Genomic DNA, 22,547 nt, shown 5'->3' on the forward strand with positions numbered 1-22,547 from the left:
TGACCCGTCCTACGGGATCACGACCACCTTCGCGCCGACCGTGGCGAACGTCCACACCGCGTCGCCGTTCGCACGGGACATCCGTACGCCGCCCGCCTTCAGGGTCGGGTCCGGGCTCTCCATCGAGCCGTCCTGCGCGGCGCTGAAGCCGATGGCCACGTCGCCGGTCGTCGCGAACCGCACCACGTGCTCGATCGGTACCCCGTCGGAGCCGGTGACGGTGCCGGAGCGCGAGGTGACCTGGTACGTCCCCGGAAGCGCGCTCACCGCGCTCGGCATGACCGTGAAGGTCCGCGTCGACTTGCCCTTCGCGTCGACCAGCCACACCCGCCGGTCGTCCAGCGCGTACACCACCCGCATCCCCGTGCCCGAGGAGGCCGGCACCGCGAGCGGGTCCTTCTTCGGCTTCGGCTTGGCGTGGCCCGCCCCGGGGGGCGTGCTGCTGGAGGACGCCTTCGGCTTGGGGGCGACTGTGTCGGGGACGTTCGCCGATGCCTGGTACGCCAGGAGACCGACCACGGCTACGGCCGCCGCGGTGAGCGCGGCCACGATTCCTGAGCTGCCCCTTGCCACCGTGCGCGCCTCTTTCGCCGTTGGGTTGTCGTACAAGCGTTTACACGTACTCCGCGTATACCCGGTGACGGTAGCAGCCGTGCCCCCCGGTACCGGGACGCCGTACGGGGCGCGGTCGCCCCCCGCGCCGGAGCCGTAGGCTGTTTGCGTGCTCTTGCTCGCTATGGATACCGCCACCCCTGCCGTCACCGTCGCCCTGTACGACGGGACCCGTGTCGTCGCCGAGTCCGGTCAGGTCGACGCCCGGAGGCACGGGGAGCTGCTGCTGCCCGCCGTCGACCGGGTCCTCGCCGCCGCCGGGGTGAAGCTCGACGCCGTGACGGACGTGGTCGTGGGCGTCGGCCCCGGCCCGTACACCGGACTGCGGGTCGGCCTGGTGACGGCCGCGACGTTCGGGTCGGCGCTGTCCGTGCCCGTGCACGGGCTGTGCACCCTGGACGGCCTCGCGTACGCCGCCGGACAGGCCGGCCTGGAGGGACCGTTCGCCGTCGCGACGGATGCCCGCCGCAAGGAGGTCTACTGGGCGCGGTACGAGGACCCCCGCACCCGGACCGGTGAACCCGCCGTCGACCGGCCCGCCGACATCGCGGCCGAGCTCGCCGGGGTCCCCGTGGTCGGCGCGGGCGCGGTGCTCTACCCCGACGCGTTCCCGGACGCGCGCGGCCCCGAGCACGTCGCGGCCGGCGCCCTGGCCGCCCTCGCCGCCGAGCGCCTCGCCGCGGGCGCCGGCCTGCTGCCGCCGCAGCCGCTCTACCTCCGCAGGCCCGACGCGCAGGTTCCGAAGAACTACAAGGTGGTCACCCCGAAGTGACCACCGCGACCGCTGTGCTGCGCGAGATGCGCTGGTGGGACATCGACCCCGTGCTCGGCCTCGAACACGAGCTGTTCCCGGACGACGCCTGGTCACCCGGCATGTTCTGGTCCGAGCTGGCGTACGCCCGCGGCCCGCAGGCCACCCGCCGCTACGTGGTCGCCGAGGACCCGGTCACCGGCCGGATCGTCGGGTACGCGGGACTGGCGGCGGCCGGCGACCTCGCCGACGTACAGACGATCGCCGTCTCCCGCGACCACTGGGGCGGCGGCCTCGGCTCCGAGCTGCTGACCGATCTGCTGAAGCACGCCACGGCCTTCGAGTGCGCCGAGGTGCTCCTTGAGGTCCGGGTCGACAACACCCGGGCGCAGAAGCTGTACGAGCGCTTCGGCTTCGAACCGATCGGCTTCCGCCGCGGCTACTACCAGCCGGGCAACATCGACGCGCTCGTCATGCGCCTGCACGTGCACGAAGAAGACGTACAGGCACCCGTACAAGAGACAGAGACTGACTGATGGCTGACGAACCGCTCGTACTCGGCATCGAGACCTCCTGCGACGAGACCGGCGTCGGCATCGTCCGCGGGACGACGCTGCTCGCCGACGCCGTCGCCTCCAGCGTCGACACGCACGCGCGCTTCGGCGGCGTCGTCCCGGAGATCGCCTCCCGCGCACATCTGGAGGCCATGGTCCCGACCATCGAACGCGCCCTGAAGGAGGCCGGGGTCAGCGGCCGCGACCTCGACGGCATCTCCGTCACCGCCGGTCCGGGACTGGCGGGCGCCCTGCTCGTCGGCGTCTCGGCGGCGAAGGCGTACGCGTACGCGCTGAACAAGCCGCTGTACGGGGTGAACCACCTGGCCTCGCACATCTGCGTCGACCAGCTGGAGCACGGCCCGCTGCCCGAGCCGACCATGGCGCTGCTGGTCAGCGGCGGGCACTCCTCGCTGCTGCTGGCGCCGGACATCACCAACGACGTACGGCCGCTGGGCGCGACCATCGACGACGCGGCGGGCGAGGCCTTCGACAAGATCGCCCGGGTGCTGCACCTCGGCTTCCCCGGCGGCCCGGTCATCGACCGTCTCGCGAAGGAGGGCGATCCGAAGGCCATAGCGTTCCCGCGCGGTCTGAGCGGCTCGCGCGACCCCGCGTACGACTTCTCCTTCTCCGGCCTGAAGACCTCCGTCGCCCGCTGGATCGAGGCGAAGCGCGCGGCCGGCGAGGAGGTGCCGGTACGGGACGTGGCGGCGTCCTTCCAGGAGGCCGTGGTGGACGTGCTCACCCGCAAGGCCGTCCGCGCCTGCAAGGACGAGGGCGTCGACCACCTGATGATCGGCGGCGGGGTCGCGGCCAACTCGCGGCTGCGGGCACTCGCCCAGGAGCGCTGCGAGCGCGCCGGTATCCGGCTGCGGGTGCCCCGGCCGGGACTGTGCACCGACAACGGCGCGATGGTCGCGGCACTGGGCGCGGAGATGGTGGCCCGCAACCGGCCGGCCTCCGACCTGGAGCTGTCGGCCGACTCCTCGCTGCCGGTGACCGAGACGCACGTACCGGGCGCCCACGGCCACGCGCACTCGCACGATCACGTGCACGAGATCAGCAAGGACAACCTCTACTCATGAGCGGTACGACGGTCGCCCTGATGTGGGAGGCCCGCGCCACCGACGGCCGGGGCGCGGAGCTGCTGGCGTGGGCGCGGGCCCGTGCGGGCGAGCTGGCCCGGCCGCCGCTGCGCAGCGAGCTGCTGCGCGCCCCGCAGGACCGGGTCCTGGTCATCACCTGGTGGGAGGGCGCGTACGGCGACGAGCTGCCGGAGCTGCCCGAGCCGGACGCGGGGCTCGTCACCCGGCCGGTGCACCGCTGGCGCTTCGAGTCCCTCGGGTCAGCAGACCGGTGACGATCGCGTCGAGCTCGTCCACCACGTCGTAGTAGGCGGCGTACGCCCGCCAGTCGTCCTTGATCGCGGTGAGGCGGGGCAGCTCCGCCGCGTCCGCGTCGGTGACCACGTCGGGGAAGTACCGCTTGGACGGCGGGTGTTCGGCCCGGCGGTCGGCCGCCCGGCGGAAGACCAGGTCGCCGTAGACGTAGCTCCGGATCGTCCGGTAGGCGCGTACCGCCTGCCCGGGGGTCAGGCCGCAGGCGAGCGCGCAGTCGATGATCTCCTCGACCATCCACAGCGCGTTCCGGTCGGTCAGCTGGGCCGCCGCCGGACTGCTCGCGGCGGGGGCGCCGGCGGCGCTGGTCCCGCTCCCGCGCGACCGGGAGCCGGGACGGCGACCCCTCCCGGAACCGGCTCGGCGGGCGTTCCGGTGGCCGACCCGGAAGATTCTCAGAAGAATTCCGGGGGAGCTGTCGATCCGGCCCTGTCCCGTTCGACGCAGGGGTGAGAGGCGGGGAAAGGGTCCCCGCCCTCCCGACCCGAGGAGTCACCATGCCGCGCTTCATGTCACTCATCCGCATCGACGAGCGGGCCGCCGCCGATTTCGAGCCCGATCCCGACCTGGAGAAGCGGATGGGCGCCCTGTTCGAGGAGATCAGCAACGCCGGGGTGATGCTGGAGACGGCCGGTCTCGCCCCGACCTCCCAGGCCACCCGCGTCCACTGGTCCGGGGGCAGGCTCAGCTACACCGACGGCCCCTTCACGGAGACCAAGGAGGTCGTCGGCGGCTACGCGATCCTCCAGTGCAAGGACAAGGAGGAGGCACTGGAGTGGACCAGGCGGTTCCTCCAGGTCCACCCGGAGTCCTGGAGCGTCACCTCCGAGGTCCGCGCCATCGACGAAGGCTGAGCGACCGCCGCCACCAGGGAGTGTTTCAGAAGTAGCGTCGGCCGCCCGGACCACGCGAGACAGACGGGACTTCAAAAACGCGACCTGGTCCCGGCCGCGCTTGCGGGGGTCCGGAGCGGCTGCTCTGATGGGTGGCCGTGACGGCAGCGAGCGCGGTTGAGACGGTTTTCAGGATCGAGTCCGCGCGGATCATCGCCGGTGTCGCCCGGATCGTCCGGGACGTGGGCATCGCCGAGGAGCTCGCGCAGGACGCCCTGGTCGCCGCGCTGGAACAGTGGCCGGAGTCGGGCGTCCCGGACAATCCGGGAGCCTGGCTCATGGCCACAGCCAAGCACCGCGCCATCGACCTCGTGCGCCGCCGCGAGACGTACGCCCGCAAGCTGGCCGAGATGGGCCGCGACCTCGACGGGGCGGGCCGGGGCCCGGAGCCCGGCCCGGCCGATCCCGACGGCATCGACGACGACCTGCTGCGGCTGATCTTCACCTCCTGCCATCCGGTGCTCTCCACCGAGGCCCGGATCGCCCTCACCCTGCGGCTGCTGGGCGGCCTCACCACCGAGGAGATCGCCCGCGCGTTCCTCACCTCCGAGCCGACCGTCGCCCAGCGGATCGTCCGGGCCAAGCGGACGCTCGGCCGGGCCGGCGTCCCGTTCGAGGTGCCGTACGGACCCGAGCGCGCCGCCCGGCTCCGATCGGTGCTCGAAGTCATCTACCTCGTCTTCAACGAGGGCTACGCCGCGACCGCCGGGGACGACTGGCTGCGCCCGGCGCTCTGCGAGGACGCCCTGCGGCTGGTCCGGGTGCTGACCGGCCTGATGCCGCAGGAGCCCGAGGTGCACGGACTGGCCGCGCTGCTGGAGCTCCAGGCCTCGCGCACCGCCGCCAGGACCGGACCGGACGGCGCACCGGTGCTGCTCGCCGACCAGAACCGGGCCCGCTGGGACCGGCTGCTGATCCGCCGCGGCTACGCCGCGCTGCTCCGGGCGAGTGAAACAGCGGGCGCGGCGGGGCAGGCCCTCGGCCCGTACGCGCTCCAGGCCGCGATCGTCGCCTGCCACGCACGGGCGGCGCGGTACGAGGACACCGACTGGGCCGCCATCGCGGCGCTCTACGACCGCCTCAGCGCCCTGACCCCGTCCCCCGTCGTCGAGCTCAACCGCGCCGTCGCCGTCTCCATGGCCGAGGGCCCGGCGGCCGGTCTGGTCCTGGTCGACGCGCTGGCCGCGGACCCCGCCCTCAAGGCGTACCACTTGCTGCCGAGCGTCCGCGGGGATCTGCTGGCCAGGATGGGGCGTACGGACGAGGCACGCGCCGAGTTCGTACGGGCGGCCGAGCTGACCCGCAACGAGCGGGAACGGGCGATGCTGCTCGACCGGGCGACGCTCCTCGGCCGGGCCGGCCGATGAGTTCCGGGCCCGCGACCGGTCCACCCTGCACGACCGTCCGCACCACCGCGTGAGGAGAACGACCATGCAGAAGATCACCACGTTCCTGTGGTTCGACCACAACCAGGCCGAGGCGGCCGCCGCGCACTACATCTCGGTCGTCGGCGGCGACTCCGGCGTCGTGGACGTGACCCGCTGGACCGCGGCCGCACCGGGCGAGGCGGGCGCCGTGATGACCGTACGGTTCCGGCTGGCGGGCACCGAGTACATCGCCTTCAACGGCGGCCCCGAGTTCCCCTTCAGCGAGGCGGTCTCCCTCTCCGTCGACTGCGAGTCGCAGGAGGAGGCGGACGCGCTCTGGGACAAGCTCACCGCGGACGGCGGACAGGAGAGTCAGTGCGGCTGGCTCAAGGACAAGTTCGGCGTCTCCTGGCAGATCGTCCCGCCCGGCCTCGGTGAGGCCCTGACCGACCCGGACCCGGACAAGGCGGCCCGCGCGATGAAGGCGATGCTCGGCATGAAGCGGCTCGACGTCGAGGCGCTGCGCAACGTCTGAGCACCGGCCCCGGCGAACGGCGGCGGAAGGCCGTGCGCCCGGCACTCGGTAGGGTCGCGCGCATGTCCCGCCGTTCAGCGCTGCCCCCGCCACCGCCGCCCGTGGAGATACGCACCTGGCCCGACCGGGGAGCGCTGCTCGCCGACCGGGCCCTGATCCTCGGCGAGCTGGTGACGATGCACCTGGGGCCGGCGCGGCTCGGGATGCTGTGGCTCCGGGGTGGGCTCGGCGCGCTCGGCTGGTCGCTGGCCGGCACGGCGCTCATCACCTTCGAGGAGTCGTACGACGTCTTCAGCGCCGTCTTCGGCGTGGTCTTCCTCGCCCTGGGCGTGTGCTGCCTGGTGCCGGCCGTCATCCTCGTCGTCGTCGGGCTGCGCCGCGACCGGCAGGTGCGCCGACTGCTCGCGCTGTGGGGCGAACTGGACCGTGACGCGGCGGGTGACCGTGCGCTCCGGCTGCCCGGCACGAGTCTGGTCTGGCTGCTGGGTTCCTTCCTCCTGTGCGCTTTCGGGCTGTACGCCTGCGTCGCCGTTCCGGCCGGCGCGGTCAGGGGCGACGACACCTACGGCCTGATGGCCCTCGTCATGGGTCTCGGGTTCGTCGGCTGGCTCATCGGGATCATCGGGGTCACCAAGGCGGTCCTGCACCGGCGTTGGGTGATCCGGGTGCTGATCGGGGCGCCCGCGCCCGCGCCGCTGATCTCCTCCGGCGGCGGGGCGCACCGCTGACTCCGGCTCTATCCTTGGCGCGTACACGAAGGACTTCAGGGGGAGGACGGCTCATGCAGTGGTACTGGTGGTTGCTCATCATCTTCTGGACGGGCGGATTCGGCTGGCTCGTCGACAACGGCCGCACCGCGCTGCGTAACCGGCACACCCGCAAGCTGGAGCTGCTGGAGGCCGACCGGCAGGAACGGCTGGCCGTCGAGGCGGCGCACAAGCCGCCGGAGCCGGTCTGCGGCTGCACGCACCACCTCGCCAAGCACGACAAGCAGGGCAAGTGCCACGAGCTGGTCGAGGTGCCGACCGCCTGGGACGAGCAGAAGAAGCCGGTCCGCTTCGAGTCGGGGCAGTGCAACTGCCAGCAGTACGTCGGCCCGCAGCCGCTCTCCCAGGTGTACGCCGACGACCTGACCGACCTCGCGTAGACCCCGGGCCCGGCCGGCTCCCGTCTTCAGCCCCGGTCCTCCTGAGTTCCGGTCTTCAGCCCCGGCCGGCCTCCGGGCCGGTCACGGGGTGGCCGATCAGCATCGTCGGAGCGTCCGCGACCCGGGTCAGGAAGACGGTGGCCCGGTTCGGGCCCTGGAGCTTCATCTTCCGTCGCAGCTCCTCCGGTTCGACCGGTGAGCCGCGCTTCTTGACCGTCAGGACGCCGACCTTCCGCTCGCGCAGCAGCGCCTTCAGCCGCTTCATGTTGAACGGGAGCCGATCGGTGATCTCGTACCCGGCCGTGTACGGCGATTCGTACAGCTCGTCGCTGGTGACGTACGCGATCATCCCGTCGATCAGCCGGCCGCCGCACCGGTTCACGATGTCGGCGACCAGATGGGCCCGGATCACCGCGCCGTCCGGCTCGTACAGATAGCGGCCGACCGGTCCGACCGGCGGGGCGGGCAGCACGGCCGGGGCCGACAGGGTGGCTCCGGACGGGAGCAGCGTGGCGCGGTACGCGCCGGCCTCGAAGCCCTCGCCGAACCAGAGCACCGCCTCCTTCACGTCGCCGCCGTCCGAGATCCACTCGGCCTCCGCCTGCGGGCCGATCGCCTCGTGCGGGACTCCCGGGGCGATCTTCAGCGCCGCCCTGGGGGCCTTCAGTGCGGCGGCGGTCGCCCAGGAGAGGGGCGGGGAGTAGGCCTCCGGGTCGAAGATCCGGCCGCGGCCGCCCCGGCGGGCCGGGTCGACGAACACCGCGTCGTACGGCGAGGTGTCGATCTCCGTGACATCGGCGCACCGCACCTCGATCAGCGTGTCCAGGCCGAGCGCGGCGGCATTGGCCCTGGCCACCTCGGCGGTCAGCGGGTCGCGGTCCACGGCGAGGACGGAGATCCCGGCGCGGGCCAGCGCGATGGCGTCCCCGCCGATGCCGCAGCACAGGTCGGCGACGCTGCGCACCCCGGTGCCCGCGAACCGTCCGGCGCGGTGGGCCGCCACCGAGGTGCGGGTCGCCTGCTCCACCCCGTTCGGCGTGAAGAACATCCGGTGCGCGTCCTCGGCGCCGAACTTCGCCACCGCCCGCTGCCGCAGCCGGGCCTGCCCCAGCGCCGCCGAGACGAGGCCGGCCGGGTGGGTGCGGCGCAGCCGGGTGGCGGTGGCGAGTTCCGTCGCGGGGTCGTACGACCGCAGCCCGTCCAGCAGCCCGGCGCCCTCCGGGGTGCGCAGCGCCAGGAAGCCGGCGAGGGGGTTCGGGGTGCCGGAAGGGTCGGGGGCGTCGGGCGGGCCGGTCGGGGCGAGAGCGTTCACCTGCCCCATTGTGAGCCAGCCGGGGGACCGTGCGGGCCCGGCGGCGGTGTCGGCCCGGGAGCCCGATCACGGACTGGCAGTATGCGGCGCCATGCAGCTTGTACGACAAAAGGAAGAATCAACCATGAAGCGGCGCAGACCGGGGCAGGAGGAACAGGTGCGGGCGGAGCCGGCGCAGATGCGGACGGAGCCGGTGCGGGACGGGTCGGTGCGGAGCGGGTCGGTGCGGAGCGGGCCGGGGCGTGGCCGGGGATACCTGCGGCGCCGGCCCGGTTACGCGGTCCTGGCCGCGCTCCTGGTCGCCGCGGTCGGCTCCGGCTGCGCGGCCGGGACCGACAGCAGCACCGCGACCGGGGCCGGGCCGGGAGCCAAGGCCCTCGCCGGGCAGCCGGGCGGCCCGGCCGGGAACGCGGGGGCGGCGGGCACGCGTGCCGCGCAGGCCGAGAAGGCGCGCCTCGCCCAGGCCGCCCGTGCGGTCGCCGCCAAGAAGTGGGGCCTGGCGAGCACGCCGCTGGCCGCGCCCGTCCCGCCCGCCGTGAAGCCGCACATCACCACCCGCAAGGGCTTCGAGGTCGAGGGCGGTGACGACTCGCTGCCGCCGGTCTTCACCACGGTCCCGACCGACAAAAAGATCGTCTTCCTGACGATGGACGACGGGGGCGACAAGGACCCCGAGCTGCTGCGGATGATGTCGGACCTGAACATCCCGTACAGCGCGTTCCTCAGCGACTACCTGGTGAGCGACGACTACGGGTACTTCAAGGACGCGCAGTCCCGTGGCGTCACCCTCAACAACCACACGCTCAACCACCGCTATCTGCCGGGCCTCTCCTACGGCGAGCAGAAGCAGGAGATCTGCGACCAGCAGGACATCATCGAGAAGCAGTACGGCGAGCGCCCCCGGCTCTTCCGGCCGCCGTACGGCAACTACAACGGCGACACCCTCCGGATCGCCAAGTCCTGCGGCATCACCGCCGTACCCCTGTGGTCGGAGGAGGCCTTCCCCGACCACATGGAGTGGCGGGAGGAGGACCAGGACCTGCACCCCGGAGACATCATCCTCACGCACTTCCGCGGCAAGAAGGACTGGAAGGGCTCCATGCCCGACCTGGTCCGGGCCGTCATGAAGGTCATCACGGACAAGGGATACGCCGTGGCCCGGCTGGAGGACTACGTATGAGAGGGGCGCACCGGCTGCTGGCCGGACTGCTGGCCGCCGGTGCGCTCCTGACCGCCACCACCGGCTGCGCGCAGTCGGTGGACCCGATCGAACGGCTGGGCCGCAAGGCCGCGCAGCGGGTGAACCGGCCGCGGAGTCCGGCGGAGGTGCGGCCGGCGGCGGTGCGCGGTGACCACGGGGCACCTGGCTCGATGGTCGTCGTCGCCTGCGGCCGGCCGCAGGAGTCCGGAACGGCCGGGAGGGGCCGGACGTTCTCCCTGTGGCAGGGCCGGTTCGAGCCGGGTCCGGGCCGTGACGTCGTACGACATGGGCGCCACGAGGGGCGTGAATTGGCACTCCGCTTGACCGAGTGCTAATCGCGGTCATAGTCTCAGTGCTGGCACTCCCCACTGGAGAGTGCCAGCAGTACTGTGCGACCGGCAGGTCCGGCACCCGCGACGACGGGCCCACCTGGTCGCCGACCAAAGACTGTTAACCCCGTGAGATCTCCGAAGGGGGAGACCGGATCGTGTCGACCAGCACCAAGGTTGCGATCAAGCCGCTCGAGGACCGCATTGTGGTCCAGCCGCTCGACGCCGAGCAGACCACGGCCTCCGGCCTGGTCATTCCCGACACCGCCAAGGAGAAGCCCCAGGAGGGCGTCGTCCTGGCCGTGGGACCGGGCCGCTTCGAGAACGGCGAGCGCCTTCCGCTCGACGTCAAGACCGGCGATGTCGTGCTGTACAGCAAGTACGGCGGCACCGAGGTGAAGTACAACGGCGAGGAGTACCTCGTTCTCTCGGCTCGCGACGTGCTCGCGATCATCGAGAAGTAATTCACCCACGTTTGCTTCTGTTCTGCGCCCCTGGCCCCCTGCGAAATAACTAGCCGGGCGGCGAGGGGCGCAGTTCTTGTTTTGAGAGGACAGTTCAGCTCCATGGCGAAGATCCTGAAGTTCGACGAGGACGCCCGTCGCGCCCTCGAGCGCGGCGTCAACAAGCTTGCCGACACGGTGAAGGTGACGATCGGTCCCAAGGGCCGCAACGTCGTCATCGACAAGAAGTTCGGTGCGCCCACCATCACCAACGACGGTGTCACCATCGCGCGCGAGGTCGAGCTGGATGACCCGTACGAGAACCTCGGTGCCCAGCTGGTGAAGGAGGTGGCGACCAAGACCAACGACGTGGCGGGTGACGGTACGACCACCGCCACCGTGCTCGCTCAGGCGCTCGTCCGCGAGGGCCTGCGCAACGTGGCGGCGGGTGCCTCCCCGGCCGCCCTGAAGAAGGGCATCGACGCCGCGGTCAAGGCCGTGTCCGAGGAGCTCCTCGCGACCGCCCGCCCGATCGACGACAAGTCCGACATCGCCGCCGTGGCCGCGCTCTCCGCACAGGACAGCCAGGTCGGCGACCTCATCGCGGACGCGATGGACAAGGTCGGCAAGGACGGTGTCATCACCGTCGAGGAGTCCAACACCTTCGGTCTGGACCTTGAGTTCACCGAGGGCATGGCCTTCGACAAGGGCTACCTGTCCCCGTACATGGTGACCGACCAGGAGCGTATGGAGGCCGTCCTCGACGACCCGTACATCCTGATCCACCAGGGCAAGATTGGCTCGATCCAGGAGCTGCTGCCGCTCCTGGAGAAGGTCATCCAGGCCGGTGCGTCCAAGCCGCTGCTGATCATCGCCGAGGACGTCGAGGGCGAGGCCCTGTCGACCCTGGTCGTCAACAAGATCCGTGGCACCTTCAACGCCGTCGCGGTGAAGGCCCCGGGCTTCGGTGACCGCCGCAAGGCCATGCTCGGTGACATCGCCACCCTCACCGGTGCGACCGTCATCGCCGAGGAGGTCGGCCTCAAGCTGGACGGCGCCGGTCTCGACGTGCTGGGCACCGCCCGCCGCGTCACCGTCTCCAAGGACGACACGACCATCGTCGACGGCGGCGGCAAGTCCGACGAGGTCAAGGGCCGCGTCAACCAGATCAAGGCCGAGATCGAGTCCACGGACTCCGACTGGGACCGCGAGAAGCTCCAGGAGCGCCTGGCGAAGCTGGCCGGCGGTGTCTGCGTGATCCGCGTCGGTGCGGCCACCGAGGTGGAGCTCAAGGAGAAGAAGCACCGTTTGGAGGACGCCATCTCCGCGACCCGCGCCGCGGTCGAGGAGGGCATCGTCTCCGGTGGTGGCTCCGCTCTGGTCCACGCCGTCAAGGTCCTCGAGGGCAACCTCGGCAAGACCGGCGACGAGGCCACCGGTGTCGCGGTCGTGCGCCGCGCCGCCGTCGAGCCGCTCCGCTGGATCGCGGAGAACGCGGGCCTCGAGGGCTACGTCATCACCTCGAAGGTCTCCGAGCTCGACAAGGGCCAGGGCTTCAACGCCGCGACCGGCGAGTACGGCGACCTGGTGAAGGCCGGCGTCATCGACCCGGTCAAGGTCACCCGCTCCGCGCTGGAGAACGCCGCGTCCATCGCGTCGCTGCTCCTCACGACCGAGACCCTGGTCGTCGAGAAGCCGGCCGAGGAAGAGGCCGATGCCGGCCACGGCCACGGTCACTCGCACTAGCGGGTAGCTCTCCGCGCAAGCGGTGAGGCCCGGTACCCCACAAGGGGTACCGGGCCTTTCGCGCGTCCGGCCCCTGCGCGTTCAGCTTCGCCGTGCGTATCCGGGCACATCCGGCCTGGCACGTCAGCTTCGCCGCGCGTATCCGGGCACATCCAGCCCCGCGCGTTCAGCTTCGCCGTGCGTATCCGGGCACATCCGGCCTGGCCCGTCAGCTTCGCCGCGCGTATCCGGGCACATCCAGCCCTGCGCGTTCAGCTTTGCCGTGCGTATCCGGGCACATCCGGCCTGGCCCGTCAGCTTCGCCGCGCGTATCCGGGCACATCCAACCCTGCGCGTTCAGCTTCGCCCTGCGTATCCGGGCACATCCAGCCTGGCCCGTCAGCTTCGCCCTCCGTATCCGGGCACATCCAGCCCCGCCGGCGTTTGAGGCGCGGGGGTCCGGGGCGGAGCACCCGGGGCTCTGCCCCGCACCCCGCTCCTCAATCGCCGGAGGGGCTTGAGGAGGCCGGCGAGCCCGAAAGAGCCGGCGAGGCTGAAGGCGCCGGGGCTTGAGCTACGCCGAGCGGGACTGCGCGTCGCCGTGGACCGGGTCCGCGAACGGGCGGCCGGTCGCGAACCGTTCCAGCTCGTCCAGCGCCTGGTCCGCCATCCGGTGCAGCTCATTGCCGAGCGAGCCCGCGACATGAGGAGTCAGCAGCACGTTCGGCAGGTCGTAGAACGGCGAGGACGCACGGGGCGGATCGGGGTGCGTCACATCCAGCACCGCGTGCAGCCGGCCGCTCGTCAGCTCGGGAAGCAGCGCGTCCTCGTCGACCAGCGAGCCCCGCGCGGTGTTGATGAGCGTCGCGCCCGCCGGCATCGCGGCCAGCTGGGCGGCGCCGATGAGGTGGCGCGTCTCGGGGAGCTGCGGGGCGTGCACCGAGACCACGGAACTGCTCGCGCACAGCTCGTCGAGCGTGCTGAGACGGGCACCCAGCCCCGCGGCCCGTTCCGCGTCGACGTAGGGGTCGTACAGCAGGACGTCCAGGTCGAAGGGGCGCAGCAGCTCGATCACCCGGCGGCCGATGCGGGAGGCCCCGATGATGCCGACCGTGCGGCGGTAGTTGCCGGAGCCGTCCAGCTCCGCGAGCCAGTCGTGGTCGGCGCGCAGGGCACGGTAGCGGTCCGCGGAATGCAGGACGCGCTTGCCCGCGAACAGGATCGCCGCGAGGGTGAACTCGGCGACCGGCAGCGCGTTGGCCCCGGCCGCCGAGGTGACGGCGATGCCGCGTTCCCAGCAGGCGTCGGTGATGTGGTGCTTGACCGAGCCGGCCGCGTGCACCACCGCGCGCAGCCGCGGCGCGGCGGCCAGCACCGGTGCGGTGAGCGGCGTCGCGCCCCAGCAGGTGAACAGCACCTCGGCCTCGGCGAGCGCGGCGGCCACCTCGGGCGTCGGCTCGGCCAGGTCGTGGGCGACCAGACGGGTGTCCGTACGGGCGAGGGCGGCCAGCCGGGTGTGGTGGCGTTCGGTGAGGAGGCGCCCGGCGATGCCGGGGCCCATCGCGAGCAGGGCCCTGGGCCGGTTGTCAGTGGCGTGCGGCATGGTGGAACTCGTACTCCTCGGGGCTCGCGTGGACGGTCACTTGACGCTTCCGGCGGTCAGTCCCGCCTTCCAGTGCCGCTGCAGGGAGACGAAGGCGACGATCAGCGGGATGACGGCGAGGAGGGACCCGGTGACGACGAGGGGGTAGAAGCTCGGCTCGCCATGGGTGTTGGTGTTCCACGAGTACAGCCCGAGGCTCAGCGGGAACAGTTTGCGGTCCGAGAGCATCACGAGGGGGAGGAAGAAGTTGTTCCAGATCGCGGTGAACTGGAAGAGGAAGACGGTCACGAAGCCCGGCATGACCATGGGCAGACCGACGGACCAGAAGGTGCGCAGCTCACCCGCCCCGTCGATACGGGCCGCCTCCAGGGCCTCGTTGGGTATGTACCCCGCGCAGAACACCCGGGCGAGATACACGCCGAACGGGTTGACCAGCACCGGGATCAGCACCGACCAGTAGGTGTTCACCAGACCGGCCTTGGACGCCAGCAGATACATCGGCAGGGCCAGCGCGGTGGTGGGGACCAGCACGCCCATCAGCACCAGGCCGAACAGCTGGTCCTTGCCCCGGAACGTGTACTTGTCGAAGGCGTACCCCGCGGCGACGCAGATCAGCGAGCAGACGAGCGCGCCGCCGCCCGCGTAGCCGAGGCTGTTGAGGTACCAGCGGAAGTAGATGCCGTCGCCGTAGGAGGCCAGGTTCGACAGGTTCTCGCCGAGGTTGAACCCGTCGAAGGAGAACGCGTTGCCGGCGAGCAGTCCACCGGTGTCCTTGGTGGCGGCGGTGACCAGCCAGACGAGCGGGAAGAGCATGTAGACGACGGCGAGCAGCAGAAAACCGTTGACCGCGGTCTTCGACATCCAGCGGCCGCGGGAGGCGGGGGAACTCATGCTTTCTTGCCCTTCCGGCCGGTGAAGCGGGTCACGACGAAGGACAGCAGCGCGGCGGTGAGCGCCAGCAGGACGGAGGCGGCCGCGGCGAGTCCGTAGTCGTTGCGTTCGAAGGCCGCGGTGTACGCGTACATGTTCGGCGTCCAGGTGGAGGAGACGGCGGAGCCCGTCCCCTTGTTGAGGATCAGTGGTTCGGTGAAGAGCTGGAGCGAGCCGATGACGGTGAACAGCGCGACCATCACGACCGAGGCGCGGATCAGCGGGACCTTGATGGCGATCGCGACGCGCCAGGCGCCCGCACCGTCGACCGTGGCCGCTTCGAGCACGGAGCGGTCGATGGCCTGCAACGCGGCGTAGAAGATCACCATGTTGTAGCCGAGCCACTCCCACAGCGCGATGTTCACGATGGAGGGCAGTGCCCCGTCGGGCGAGAAGAAGTCGAAGCCGATCCCGCCGGACTCCATGGCGCTGACCACCGGGCTGAGCTGCGGTGTGTAGAGGTACACCCAGATCAGCGCGGCGATGATGCCGGGCACGGCGTGCGGCAGGAACAGCGCGAGCTGGAAGAACCGGCGGGCGCGGGCCAGTGTGGAGTCCAGCAGCAGGGCGAGGGCGAGGGCTCCGACGAGCAGCAGCGGAATGTAGAACAGGCAGTATCCGAGGAGTACGCCGAAGCCCTCGCGGAACGCCCGGTCACCCAGGGCCGCCGTGTAGTTGTCGAGCCCGCTGAAGACGGTCTCGGTGCCGCCGAAGCCCAGGCCGGACTGCTTCTCGGTGAACAGGCTGAGCCAGACCGCGTATCCGATCGGCAGCACCATGGCCAAGGTGAACAGTACGAAGAAGGGCCCCAGCAGGATCGCGGCGGCTCTGGTTGTCCGGGCGTGCCTCATCAGCCTGCGTCCTCGACCTTCAGACCGCGCTTCTTCAGCTCGGCGACCGTGGCGTCGTGTCCGGCCTTCACCGCGTCCTTGACGGTGGTGCCACCGCTGGCGACCTTGCCGAACTCGTCCTTCATCGTGGTGTTCGTGGTGCCGGTCGTCGGGCCCCAGCTCCAGTCCGGGCCGATGGACGTCGCGGCCTCGTCGAACACCTGGTAGATGTCCTCGCCGCCGTAAAAGCCGGCGTCGAACGCCTTCTTCGCGACCGGGCGCAGGGACGCGGCGGCCGGGAAGGCGCTCGAAGTGCCGGACTCGATGCGGGCCTTGATGCCGTCCTCGGTGGTCGACATCCAGGTGGCGAACTCGACCGCCGCCTCCGCCTTCTTGCTGGTCTTCGTCACCGCGAAGGTGGAGCCGCCGAGCATGCCGCTGGCCGGCTTCCCGTCCCAGCTGGGCATCGGGGCGACGGCCCACTTGCCGCTCTGCTCGGGCAGGGTCCCCTTGAGGACGCCCGCGCCCCAGGCCGCGCCGACGTAGCCGATGGTGCCGCCGTTCTTGAGGGAGTTGGTCCACTCGGGGCTGAACGAGGCGTTGGCGCGGATCAGGTCGTCGTCGAGCAGACCCTGCCAGTAGTCGGCGACCTTGTCGGTGGCCGCGTCGGTGGTGTTGACCTTCCAGGTGTCGCCCTCGGGCTTGTACCACTGGGCGCCGGCCTGCCAGGCCATCGCCTGGAACGTGGTCGGGTCATCGGGGAAGAACGTGCCGATGCGCGCCTTCTTGTCGGCCTTCTTGACCTTCTCGGCGGCCTTGCGGAAGTCGCCCCAGGTCTTGGGGACCTCGACGCCGTACTTCTTGAACAGGTCCTTGCGGTAGTAGAAGGACTGCGGCGAGGCGTCGAAGGGGACGGCCCAGTTCTTGCCGCCGAGCGTCGTCAGCTCCACCGCCTGGGGCAGCAGCTTCTTCCTGATGTCCTCGGTGAAGTACTGGCCGATGTCCTGGAGCGCGCCCTGACTGACGTACTCCGGGAGCTGCGGGTACTCGATGGAGACCAGGTCGGGGGCGTTGCCCGCCTTCACGGCGTTGGAGATCTTGGCGTAGCCGCCGGCGTTGCCGGACGGGATCTCCTCGTACACCACCTTGATGTTCTCGTGCGAGGCGTTGAACGCGTCAACGACCTCCTTGGACCCCTTGGTCCACCCCCAGAAGGTGATGCTGACGGGCTTGCCGTCGCTTCCGGCGGCGGACGTGTCGTCACCGCTGCCGCCGCAGGCCGTGAGAACGGCGAGGGCGGTGGCGGCGCCGACTACGGCGAGGGACGTTCTGCTCGAACTGCGGCTCACAGCGAGGCTCCTGAACAGGCGGCGACATTGGCGTTGGCCGTGATCCTTGGACCAGCCGTGACCGAAGTCAAGAGCGAAAGATCGATTGATCGAAAAAAAATCAAACGTGTTGTGGGCGGAGACGGTATGAAGGCGTGCGGGAACAGCCCTCCCGATGCGCTCGGGAGGGCCTGCGGAAGCGGCCGGGGAAGGGGCCGGGGAGCTTCTGGGGGTGATTGCGCGAGAGCCTGCGGGGGCTCTTACGGAAGCGGCGCCCCGCAGGAGTCCCTGACCCGGAGCTGCGGAAGCAGCGTCAGGTGCCGGCGGGGCGCACCGGCCTCCTGGCCGAGCCGTTCCACCAGGAGTTCCGTCGCGTGGCGGCCCACCTCGCGCTTGGGCGGTGCCACCGCGGTGAGCGGGGTGTCCGCGAGCGCCGCCACCTCGTCGTCGTACGCGATCAGCGCCAGGTCCTGCGGCACGCGCACGCCCAGCTCGGCCAGGCGCTGCACCACCTGGATGGCGTCCACGTCGTTGTGGATCAGCGCGGCCGTCGCCACCCCCGAGCCGACGGCCTCGCGGAGCGCCTGCACGGCCTCCTCGAACGCCTCCGGGGCCTGCTCGGCGGGAACGGACTCGATCACGTCCTGGGGCACGCGCAGCCCGAGCGTGGCCAGCGCCTCCGCGTAGCCGGAGCGCACCGCGAGGGCGGTCGGGGAGTCCGCGCGGGCCATCAGCAGCGGCGCCCCGTGCCCGAGGCGCACCAGGTGGCGCACGGCCAGCAGCACCCCGTGCGCATGGTCCGAGCAGACCCGGTCCAGACCGTCCAGCGGGGAGCCGGCGGTGGGCCTGCGTTCCAGCAGCACGGTCGGCACGGGCAGCGAGCTGATCCAGTCGCCGAACGCGGAGGGGTCGCCCGGATGCTGCCAGCCGGGCGCGACCAGCAGCCCTTCGGCGCCCGCGGAGAGCAGCCCCTGGGTGCGGGCGTGGTCCTCCTGCGGCCGGTAGTCGGAGATCCGCAGGATCAGCCTGGCCCCCGCCCGCGCGGCGGCCTCGTGGGCGCCGCGGATCACCTCGGCGAAGTAGTACGTCGCGGAGGGCGCGAGCATCCCGAGGACCAGGCCGCCGCCCGCGCCGCCCGGCCCCGGGGCGGAGCCGGCGTCCCGCGGCCAGGACACCGAGCCGTGGACCCGGTCGAGCAGGCCGCGGCCGGCCAGTTCCTCGACGTCCCGGCGCACCGTGACGGGTGAGACCCCCAGCTGCGAGGCCAGGTCCGACACCCGGGCGGAGCCCCGGTCCCGTACCAGCCCGAGCAGGCGGTCATGACGTTCAGCAGCACTCTCGCGCACGGCGGCAGTCCCCTCGCAGTGTGTGGCCCGGCCGGAGTCGGAGCCAGTGCCGGAGCCGGTGTCCGACCCTAGACCAATGTGATCGAACGATGGGAGTTTCGATCATTCAAACGTAATCCATTGACGTTCGATCAATCCGAGTCCAGGATTCCCGGCGATGCCGATCGGGCCGTTCATGGCCCGCCCCGTCCCTGACTGTTCGTACGGAGGAATTGTGAGACATCGCGTCACCGCCGCGGCGCTCGCGGCACTGACCGCCGCCGCCGGTCTGACCCTCGCAGGACCGAGCGCCGCGCAGGCGGCACCCGCCGGCCGCACCTTCCACGTCGACTGCGCCGCGTCCCCCCAGGGCGCGACCGGTAGCAGGCAGCACCCCTGGACCACCCTCGCCGAGGCCAACGCGCACCCCTACGGGCCCGGCGACCGGCTGCTCTTCAAGCGCGGCGCCACCTGCACCGGCACCCTCGCACCCACGGGCAGCGGCTCCCCGCGCGCGTCGTTCACCATCGCGGACTACGGCAACGGCCCGGACCGCGCCAGGCTCGACGGCGCGGGAGCCCACGACACCGTCCTGCTCTCCAACACGCAGTACGTGCACCTCAGGGCCCTGGAGATCACCAACGCCGACAACCCCGGCAGCGAGCGCAACGGCGTCCGCCTCCTCCTCACCGACTACGGGGTGGCCCGCGGCTTCGACATCTCCGGCCTGTACGTCCACGACGTGCGCGGCGGCGACCACAAGACCGTGTCCGGCTCCAGCGCGATCCACATCGCCGTCGAGGGCACCGCGAAGGCCAGCCGGTACGACGGCCTGGACATCGGCAACAACCGCATCGAGGACGTCGACCGCGAGGGCATCTACTTCAAGTCGACCTTCTCCAGGCGCGATCTGGTCGGCGGACAGCAGGACCCGGACGTCTACCCGGGCGAGTGGACCCCCAGCACCGGAGTCCGCATCCACCACAACACGCTCAAGTCGCTGGCCGGCGACGGCATGAAGCTCGACACCACCAGCGGCGCCCGGGTCGACCACAACCGGGTCGACGGCTTCCAGCTCCGCTCGCCCTCCGCCAACGCGGGCATCTGGACCTTCAACACCGACGACACCACCGTCGAGTACAACGAGGTCTCGGGCGGCGGCAACACCCACGACGGCATGTCCTTCGACGCCGACGGCGCCTCCCGGAACACCGTCTTCCAGTACAACTACAGCCACGACAACAAGGGCGGCTTCCTGCTGATCTGCCCGTACGACGGCGCGAAGACCATCGGCACGGTCGCCCGGTACAACGTCAGCCGCGACGACGGGGCCCGCCTCATCCAGAACTGCTGGGGCCCGATCCTCGGCACCGAGATCTACAACAACACCTTCCACAACAAGGACCGGATCCCCGGATACCTCGTCCAGGACGACGCCGGCAGCCCCGCCACCACCCAGCACGAACTGTCCGTCCGCAACAACGTCTTCGTCAGCGAGGGCACCGGCGGCTACGCCTTCAAGAACCCGACTCCCGGGCTCTCCTTCGACCACAACGCCTTCCACGGCATCGACATGACCCGCCCCGACCCCGGCGGCATCACCGCCGACCCGAAGCTCCGGACCGACTTCCGGCTCGGCGCGGGCTCGCCCGCCCTCGCCGCCGGAGCCGTCATCGAGAACAACGGCGGCAAGGACTACTTCGGCGACAGGCTGAAGCCCGGAGCCCCCAACATCGGCGCCTACGCGGGCCGCGGCGTGCGGTAACCGACCGCTCACTGAGGCCCGTACTTGCGGCCTGTCTTGGAGGTGACCCCTCCGAGCAGGCCGCGCGGCGTCACCTTGACCAGCCCCATCAGCGCCTTGTACCGGGGGTCCGGGACCGAGACCGACTTGCCGCGCGCCAGATCCGCCAGGGCCGCGGACACCAGCTTGTCGGCGTCGAGCCACATCCAGCCCGGGATGTTGCCGGTTCCCATGCCCGCCCGCTCGTGGAACTCCGTGCGGACGAAGCCGGGGCAGAGCGCCATCAGCCGCACGCCCGACCCCGCCAGGTCCTTGGCCGCGCCCTGGGTGAACTGCACGACCCACGCCTTGGACGCCCCGTACGTGCCGCGCGGCACGAACGCCGCCACCGAGGCCACGTTCACGACACCGCCCCTGCCGCGCTCCTTCATGCCGGCCGCGGCCGCCGAGGTCAGCCGCAGAACCGCCTCGCAGTGCACCTTCAGCATGGCCAGCTCATCGGCCATGGGGACGTCCAGATAACGCCCCTTGTTGCCGAACCCGGCGTTGTTGACCAGCAGATCGACGGACTGCAGGCGGTCGCCCAGCCGTGCCTCGACCGCGGCGATCCCGTCGTCCGTGGACAGGTCCGCGGACAGGACCTCGGCCTCGATGCCGTGCCGGTCGTGCAGCTCGGTGGCCTGCTCCCGCAGCCGCTCGGTGTCGCGGGCCACCAGGACCAGGTTGTGCCCCTCGGCCGCAAGCCGCCGCGCGAAGGCGGCCCCGATGCCCGCGGTCGCGCCCGTAATCAGTGCTGTCGTCATACGCGGCACGTTAGTGCCCCACCCGTGGCCCCGGCCGACCCGCCCGGCGCTCCCCGCTCACCGCTGCCGCGCCGCGTACTCCCGCGCCCTCCGCAGCGGCTCGGGGTGCAGCGCGTTACCGGCCGCGAGCAGGAGCGGCAGCAGCTCCCTGTGGGTCGTAACGGCCCGGAACTGGAGCTCCACCGTGACGTCGTGGTCCGGCCGGTGAACGATCTCCACCGGGTCACCGGCCCGGACCGCACCCGGCGTGATCACCCGCAGGTACGCGCCGGGCGAGGCGGCCCGCGTGTACCGCTTGACCCACTGCTTCTCGTCGAGGTGCCCCGCGAACGTACGGCACGGGATACGGCCCGACGTGATCTCCAGGACCAGATCGGAGCCGATCCGCCAGCGCTCGCCGATCAGCGCGCCCCTGACGTCCACCCCGCCCGTGGTCAGGTTCTCGCCGAAGCGGCCATTGGGCAGCGGGCGCCCCAGCGCCCGCTCCCACCGGTCCAGTTCCTCGCGGGCGAAGGCGTACACCGCCTGGTTCGAGCCGCCGTGAAAACGCAGGTCGCAGACCGCGTCCCCGGCCAGACCGCTGCCGCCGGAGCCCTCGGGACCGGGGTCGGCGACCTGTACGGGACCCTCGACCGGGTGCTTGTCGATCCCGGTCACGCCGCCGGGGGAATCGGTGTACGGCACTGCCACGGGGCGGCCCGCGTTCACGGTGAGCACTCTCGGCGCGTTCATACCCGCACGCTAACGACTGCTGGCTCAAAGTCGCACACGAATAATTCGCAGCTTCTCCAAGAAGCCCTTATATTCGAAGGGTGATCGAAGCCCGTCATCTCCGCGTCCTGCGAGCCGTGTCCACCACCGGCTCCTTCTCCGCCGCCGCCCGCGAGCTGGGCTGCACACAGCCCGCGGTCAGCCAGCAGATGAAGGCCCTGGAGTCCTCCGCCGGCACCACGCTGCTCATCCGGACCGGACGCGAGATGCGGCTGACGCAGGCCGGTGAGGCGCTCGTACGGCACGCCTCGGGCATCCTCGCCGGGCTCACCGCCGCCGAGGAGGAGGTCGCCGCGATCGCCGGTCTGCGGGCCGGCCGGGTCCGGCTGGTGTCCTTCCCGAGCGGCAGTTCCACCCTGGTCCCCGGCGCCCTCGCGGCGCTGCGGGCCGCGCACCCCGGCACCCGGGTCTCCCTGGTCGAGGCCGAGCCGCCCCGCTCCGTGGAGATGCTGCGCGACGGCGACTGCGACATCGCCCTGGCCTTCCGGTACGGCACGCAGGGCGCCGAGTGGGACGACCTGGTGGTGCGCCCGCTGCTCACCGACCGCCTGATCGGCCTGCTGCCCGACGGCCACCACCTGGCGGGCCGGCCGGCGGTGGACATCGCCGAACTCGCCGGTGAACCGTGGATCGCCGGCTGCCCGCGCTGCCGCCGGCAGCTGGTGGAGGTCTGCGAGGAGTCCGGTTTCACCCCCCGGATCGACTTCGCCACCGACGACTACCCGGCGGTGATCGGCCTGGTCGGCGCGGGGCTGGGGGTGGCCGTGCTGCCGGCGCTGGCGATCGAGTCGGTACGCCCCCGGGGCGCCCGGACCGTCGCGGTGGAACCGGCCATCGAGCGCGAGATCGTCGCGCTGACCCTGCCCGATCTGGCGCAGGTCCCGGCGGTGGCGGCCACTCTGGACCAGCTGTCGCTGGCGGCCGCCCGCTGAGCGGAGCGCGGT

25 protein-coding genes are annotated in these 22,547 nt (G+C 71.4%); 15 read left to right on the plus strand and 10 right to left on the minus strand.

Going from position 1 to position 22,547, the window contains the following annotated elements:
* Positions 1–9 precede the first annotated feature (9 nt).
* A complete protein-coding gene (locus AB0I52_RS07635) occupies positions 10–549 on the minus strand; it encodes a hypothetical protein (RefSeq protein ID WP_363069927.1) in 540 nt (179 codons plus the stop codon).
* A gap of 187 nt (positions 550–736) precedes the next feature.
* Between AB0I52_RS07635 and tsaB the strand changes: the two genes are divergently transcribed.
* Genes tsaB through AB0I52_RS07655 form a run of 4 tightly spaced genes read left to right on the plus strand, consistent with a single transcriptional unit; the run spans position 737 to position 3,280 of the window.
* Positions 737–1,384 carry a tRNA (adenosine(37)-N6)-threonylcarbamoyltransferase complex dimerization subunit type 1 TsaB gene (gene tsaB, locus AB0I52_RS07640; protein ID WP_363070189.1) on the plus strand — a complete coding sequence of 216 codons (648 nt, stop codon included), beginning with the start codon at positions 737–739 and terminating at the stop codon, positions 1,382–1,384.
* The gene (gene rimI / locus AB0I52_RS07645; RefSeq protein WP_363069929.1) at positions 1,381–1,899 is read left to right on the plus strand and encodes a ribosomal protein S18-alanine N-acetyltransferase; all 519 of its coding nucleotides are present in this window, start codon (positions 1,381–1,383) and stop codon (positions 1,897–1,899) included. Before tsaB ends, rimI begins: the two co-directional genes overlap by 4 nt.
* Positions 1,899–3,005, plus strand: a complete 1,107-nt coding sequence (gene tsaD, locus AB0I52_RS07650) for a tRNA (adenosine(37)-N6)-threonylcarbamoyltransferase complex transferase subunit TsaD (protein WP_363069931.1) — start codon at positions 1,899–1,901, stop codon at positions 3,003–3,005. The genes rimI and tsaD overlap by 1 nt, the downstream gene beginning before the upstream one ends.
* Positions 3,002–3,280 carry a hypothetical protein gene (locus AB0I52_RS07655; RefSeq protein ID WP_363069933.1) on the plus strand — a complete coding sequence of 93 codons (279 nt, stop codon included), beginning with the start codon at positions 3,002–3,004 and terminating at the stop codon, positions 3,278–3,280. Before tsaD ends, AB0I52_RS07655 begins: the two co-directional genes overlap by 4 nt.
* On the opposite strand, the gene AB0I52_RS07660 is transcribed toward AB0I52_RS07655, so the two are convergent.
* Positions 3,225–3,554, minus strand: coding sequence for a hypothetical protein (locus tag AB0I52_RS07660; RefSeq protein ID WP_363069935.1), 330 nt, complete (start codon positions 3,552–3,554; stop codon positions 3,225–3,227). The two genes, AB0I52_RS07655 and AB0I52_RS07660, sit on opposite strands and share 56 nt — an antisense overlap.
* A 260-nt stretch (positions 3,555–3,814) precedes the next feature.
* Between AB0I52_RS07660 and AB0I52_RS07665 the strand changes: the two genes are divergently transcribed.
* The 5 genes from AB0I52_RS07665 (at position 3,815) to AB0I52_RS07685 (ending at position 7,259) form a co-directional block, all read left to right on the plus strand.
* Positions 3,815–4,171 (plus strand): YciI family protein, encoded by a 357-nt coding sequence (locus tag AB0I52_RS07665; protein WP_363069937.1) that lies wholly within the window; start codon positions 3,815–3,817, stop codon positions 4,169–4,171.
* A gap of 137 nt (positions 4,172–4,308) precedes the next feature.
* On the plus strand, positions 4,309–5,577 hold the full coding sequence (locus AB0I52_RS07670) for an RNA polymerase sigma factor (protein ID WP_363069939.1): 1,269 nt from the start codon (positions 4,309–4,311) through the stop codon (positions 5,575–5,577).
* Positions 5,578–5,641: 64 nt separating this feature from the next.
* Complete coding sequence (locus tag AB0I52_RS07675) at positions 5,642–6,112, plus strand: VOC family protein (RefSeq protein WP_363069941.1); 471 nt, start codon at positions 5,642–5,644, stop codon at positions 6,110–6,112.
* 62 nt (positions 6,113–6,174) lie between these two features.
* A complete protein-coding gene (locus AB0I52_RS07680) occupies positions 6,175–6,840 on the plus strand; it encodes a hypothetical protein (RefSeq protein WP_363069943.1) in 666 nt (221 codons plus the stop codon).
* Between the two features lie 53 nt (positions 6,841–6,893).
* A complete protein-coding gene (locus AB0I52_RS07685; protein WP_362964973.1) occupies positions 6,894–7,259 on the plus strand; it encodes a hypothetical protein in 366 nt (121 codons plus the stop codon).
* A 55-nt stretch (positions 7,260–7,314) separates the two neighbouring features.
* On the opposite strand, the gene AB0I52_RS07690 is transcribed toward AB0I52_RS07685, so the two are convergent.
* Positions 7,315–8,580, minus strand: coding sequence for a methyltransferase domain-containing protein (locus tag AB0I52_RS07690; RefSeq protein ID WP_363069945.1), 1,266 nt, complete (start codon positions 8,578–8,580; stop codon positions 7,315–7,317).
* A gap of 115 nt (positions 8,581–8,695) precedes the next feature.
* Between AB0I52_RS07690 and AB0I52_RS07695 the strand changes: the two genes are divergently transcribed.
* The 4 genes from AB0I52_RS07695 (at position 8,696) to groL (ending at position 12,290) form a co-directional block, all read left to right on the plus strand.
* Positions 8,696–9,751 (plus strand): polysaccharide deacetylase family protein, encoded by a 1,056-nt coding sequence (locus AB0I52_RS07695; RefSeq protein ID WP_363069946.1) that lies wholly within the window; start codon positions 8,696–8,698, stop codon positions 9,749–9,751.
* Positions 9,748–10,107 carry a hypothetical protein gene (locus AB0I52_RS07700; protein ID WP_363069948.1) on the plus strand — a complete coding sequence of 120 codons (360 nt, stop codon included), beginning with the start codon at positions 9,748–9,750 and terminating at the stop codon, positions 10,105–10,107. Before AB0I52_RS07695 ends, AB0I52_RS07700 begins: the two co-directional genes overlap by 4 nt.
* A gap of 149 nt (positions 10,108–10,256) precedes the next feature.
* Positions 10,257–10,565, plus strand: coding sequence for a co-chaperone GroES (gene groES, locus AB0I52_RS07705; RefSeq protein ID WP_024490209.1), 309 nt, complete (start codon positions 10,257–10,259; stop codon positions 10,563–10,565).
* Between the two features lie 102 nt (positions 10,566–10,667).
* Entirely contained in the window at positions 10,668–12,290 is a 1,623-nt protein-coding gene (gene groL, locus AB0I52_RS07710) for a chaperonin GroEL (protein ID WP_363069950.1), read from the plus strand.
* Positions 12,291–12,843: 553 nt separating this feature from the next.
* On the opposite strand, the gene AB0I52_RS07715 is transcribed toward groL, so the two are convergent.
* From AB0I52_RS07715 to AB0I52_RS07735, 5 genes are all read right to left on the minus strand, one after another.
* Positions 12,844–13,872, minus strand: a complete 1,029-nt coding sequence (locus tag AB0I52_RS07715) for a hydroxyacid dehydrogenase (protein ID WP_363069952.1) — start codon at positions 13,870–13,872, stop codon at positions 12,844–12,846.
* Between the two features lie 36 nt (positions 13,873–13,908).
* On the minus strand, positions 13,909–14,763 hold the full coding sequence (locus AB0I52_RS07720; protein WP_363069954.1) for a carbohydrate ABC transporter permease: 855 nt from the start codon (positions 14,761–14,763) through the stop codon (positions 13,909–13,911).
* A complete protein-coding gene (locus tag AB0I52_RS07725) occupies positions 14,760–15,653 on the minus strand; it encodes a sugar ABC transporter permease (protein ID WP_363069956.1) in 894 nt (297 codons plus the stop codon). The genes AB0I52_RS07720 and AB0I52_RS07725 overlap by 4 nt, the downstream gene beginning before the upstream one ends.
* Complete coding sequence (locus AB0I52_RS07730) at positions 15,653–16,981, minus strand: sugar ABC transporter substrate-binding protein (protein ID WP_363069958.1); 1,329 nt, start codon at positions 16,979–16,981, stop codon at positions 15,653–15,655. The genes AB0I52_RS07725 and AB0I52_RS07730 overlap by 1 nt, the downstream gene beginning before the upstream one ends.
* A 239-nt stretch (positions 16,982–17,220) precedes the next feature.
* Positions 17,221–18,306: a substrate-binding domain-containing protein gene (locus tag AB0I52_RS07735; RefSeq protein ID WP_363069960.1), complete on the minus strand. Its 1,086-nt coding sequence runs from the start codon at positions 18,304–18,306 to the stop codon at positions 17,221–17,223.
* A 214-nt stretch (positions 18,307–18,520) separates the two neighbouring features.
* Here AB0I52_RS07735 and AB0I52_RS07740 point away from each other — a divergent pair, with 214 nt between their 5' ends.
* A complete protein-coding gene (locus tag AB0I52_RS07740; RefSeq protein ID WP_363069962.1) occupies positions 18,521–20,050 on the plus strand; it encodes a right-handed parallel beta-helix repeat-containing protein in 1,530 nt (509 codons plus the stop codon).
* 8 nt (positions 20,051–20,058) lie between these two features.
* Here AB0I52_RS07740 and AB0I52_RS07745 read toward each other — a convergent pair whose 3' ends face one another.
* Positions 20,059–20,832: an SDR family oxidoreductase gene (locus tag AB0I52_RS07745; RefSeq protein ID WP_363069964.1), complete on the minus strand. Its 774-nt coding sequence runs from the start codon at positions 20,830–20,832 to the stop codon at positions 20,059–20,061.
* Positions 20,833–20,889: 57 nt separating this feature from the next.
* Positions 20,890–21,564 (minus strand): MOSC domain-containing protein, encoded by a 675-nt coding sequence (locus AB0I52_RS07750; RefSeq protein ID WP_363069966.1) that lies wholly within the window; start codon positions 21,562–21,564, stop codon positions 20,890–20,892.
* 80 nt (positions 21,565–21,644) lie between these two features.
* On the opposite strand from AB0I52_RS07750, the gene AB0I52_RS07755 reads away from it, so the two are divergent.
* A complete protein-coding gene (locus AB0I52_RS07755; RefSeq protein ID WP_363069968.1) occupies positions 21,645–22,535 on the plus strand; it encodes a LysR family transcriptional regulator in 891 nt (296 codons plus the stop codon).
* Positions 22,536–22,547 lie beyond the last annotated feature (12 nt).

The organism is Streptomyces sp. NPDC050423, from assembly GCF_040655445.1.
Classification (GTDB): domain Bacteria; phylum Actinomycetota; class Actinomycetes; order Streptomycetales; family Streptomycetaceae; genus Streptomyces.

Bases quoted from the DNA above. Each gene is read 5' to 3' on its own strand.
- tsaB (WP_363070189.1), top strand. From the start codon at position 737: ATGGATACCGCCACCCCTGCCGTCACCGTCGCCCTGTACGACGGGACC.
- tsaD (WP_363069931.1), top strand. From the start codon at position 1,899: ATGGCTGACGAACCGCTCGTACTCGGCATCGAGACCTCCTGCGACGAG.
- AB0I52_RS07655 (WP_363069933.1), top strand. From the start codon at position 3,002: ATGAGCGGTACGACGGTCGCCCTGATGTGGGAGGCCCGCGCCACCGAC.
- AB0I52_RS07660 (WP_363069935.1), bottom strand. From the start codon at position 3,554: ATGGTCGAGGAGATCATCGACTGCGCGCTCGCCTGCGGCCTGACCCCC.
- AB0I52_RS07665 (WP_363069937.1), top strand. From the start codon at position 3,815: ATGCCGCGCTTCATGTCACTCATCCGCATCGACGAGCGGGCCGCCGCC.
- AB0I52_RS07675 (WP_363069941.1), top strand. From the start codon at position 5,642: ATGCAGAAGATCACCACGTTCCTGTGGTTCGACCACAACCAGGCCGAG.
- AB0I52_RS07680 (WP_363069943.1), top strand. From the start codon at position 6,175: ATGTCCCGCCGTTCAGCGCTGCCCCCGCCACCGCCGCCCGTGGAGATA.
- AB0I52_RS07685 (WP_362964973.1), top strand. From the start codon at position 6,894: ATGCAGTGGTACTGGTGGTTGCTCATCATCTTCTGGACGGGCGGATTC.
- AB0I52_RS07690 (WP_363069945.1), bottom strand. From the start codon at position 8,580: ATGGGGCAGGTGAACGCTCTCGCCCCGACCGGCCCGCCCGACGCCCCC.
- AB0I52_RS07695 (WP_363069946.1), top strand. From the start codon at position 8,696: ATGAAGCGGCGCAGACCGGGGCAGGAGGAACAGGTGCGGGCGGAGCCG.
- AB0I52_RS07700 (WP_363069948.1), top strand. From the start codon at position 9,748: ATGAGAGGGGCGCACCGGCTGCTGGCCGGACTGCTGGCCGCCGGTGCG.
- groL (WP_363069950.1), top strand. From the start codon at position 10,668: ATGGCGAAGATCCTGAAGTTCGACGAGGACGCCCGTCGCGCCCTCGAG.
- AB0I52_RS07715 (WP_363069952.1), bottom strand. From the start codon at position 13,872: ATGCCGCACGCCACTGACAACCGGCCCAGGGCCCTGCTCGCGATGGGC.
- AB0I52_RS07720 (WP_363069954.1), bottom strand. From the start codon at position 14,763: ATGAGTTCCCCCGCCTCCCGCGGCCGCTGGATGTCGAAGACCGCGGTC.
- AB0I52_RS07725 (WP_363069956.1), bottom strand. From the start codon at position 15,653: ATGAGGCACGCCCGGACAACCAGAGCCGCCGCGATCCTGCTGGGGCCC.
- AB0I52_RS07745 (WP_363069964.1), bottom strand. From the start codon at position 20,832: ATGACGACAGCACTGATTACGGGCGCGACCGCGGGCATCGGGGCCGCC.
- AB0I52_RS07750 (WP_363069966.1), bottom strand. From the start codon at position 21,564: ATGAACGCGCCGAGAGTGCTCACCGTGAACGCGGGCCGCCCCGTGGCA.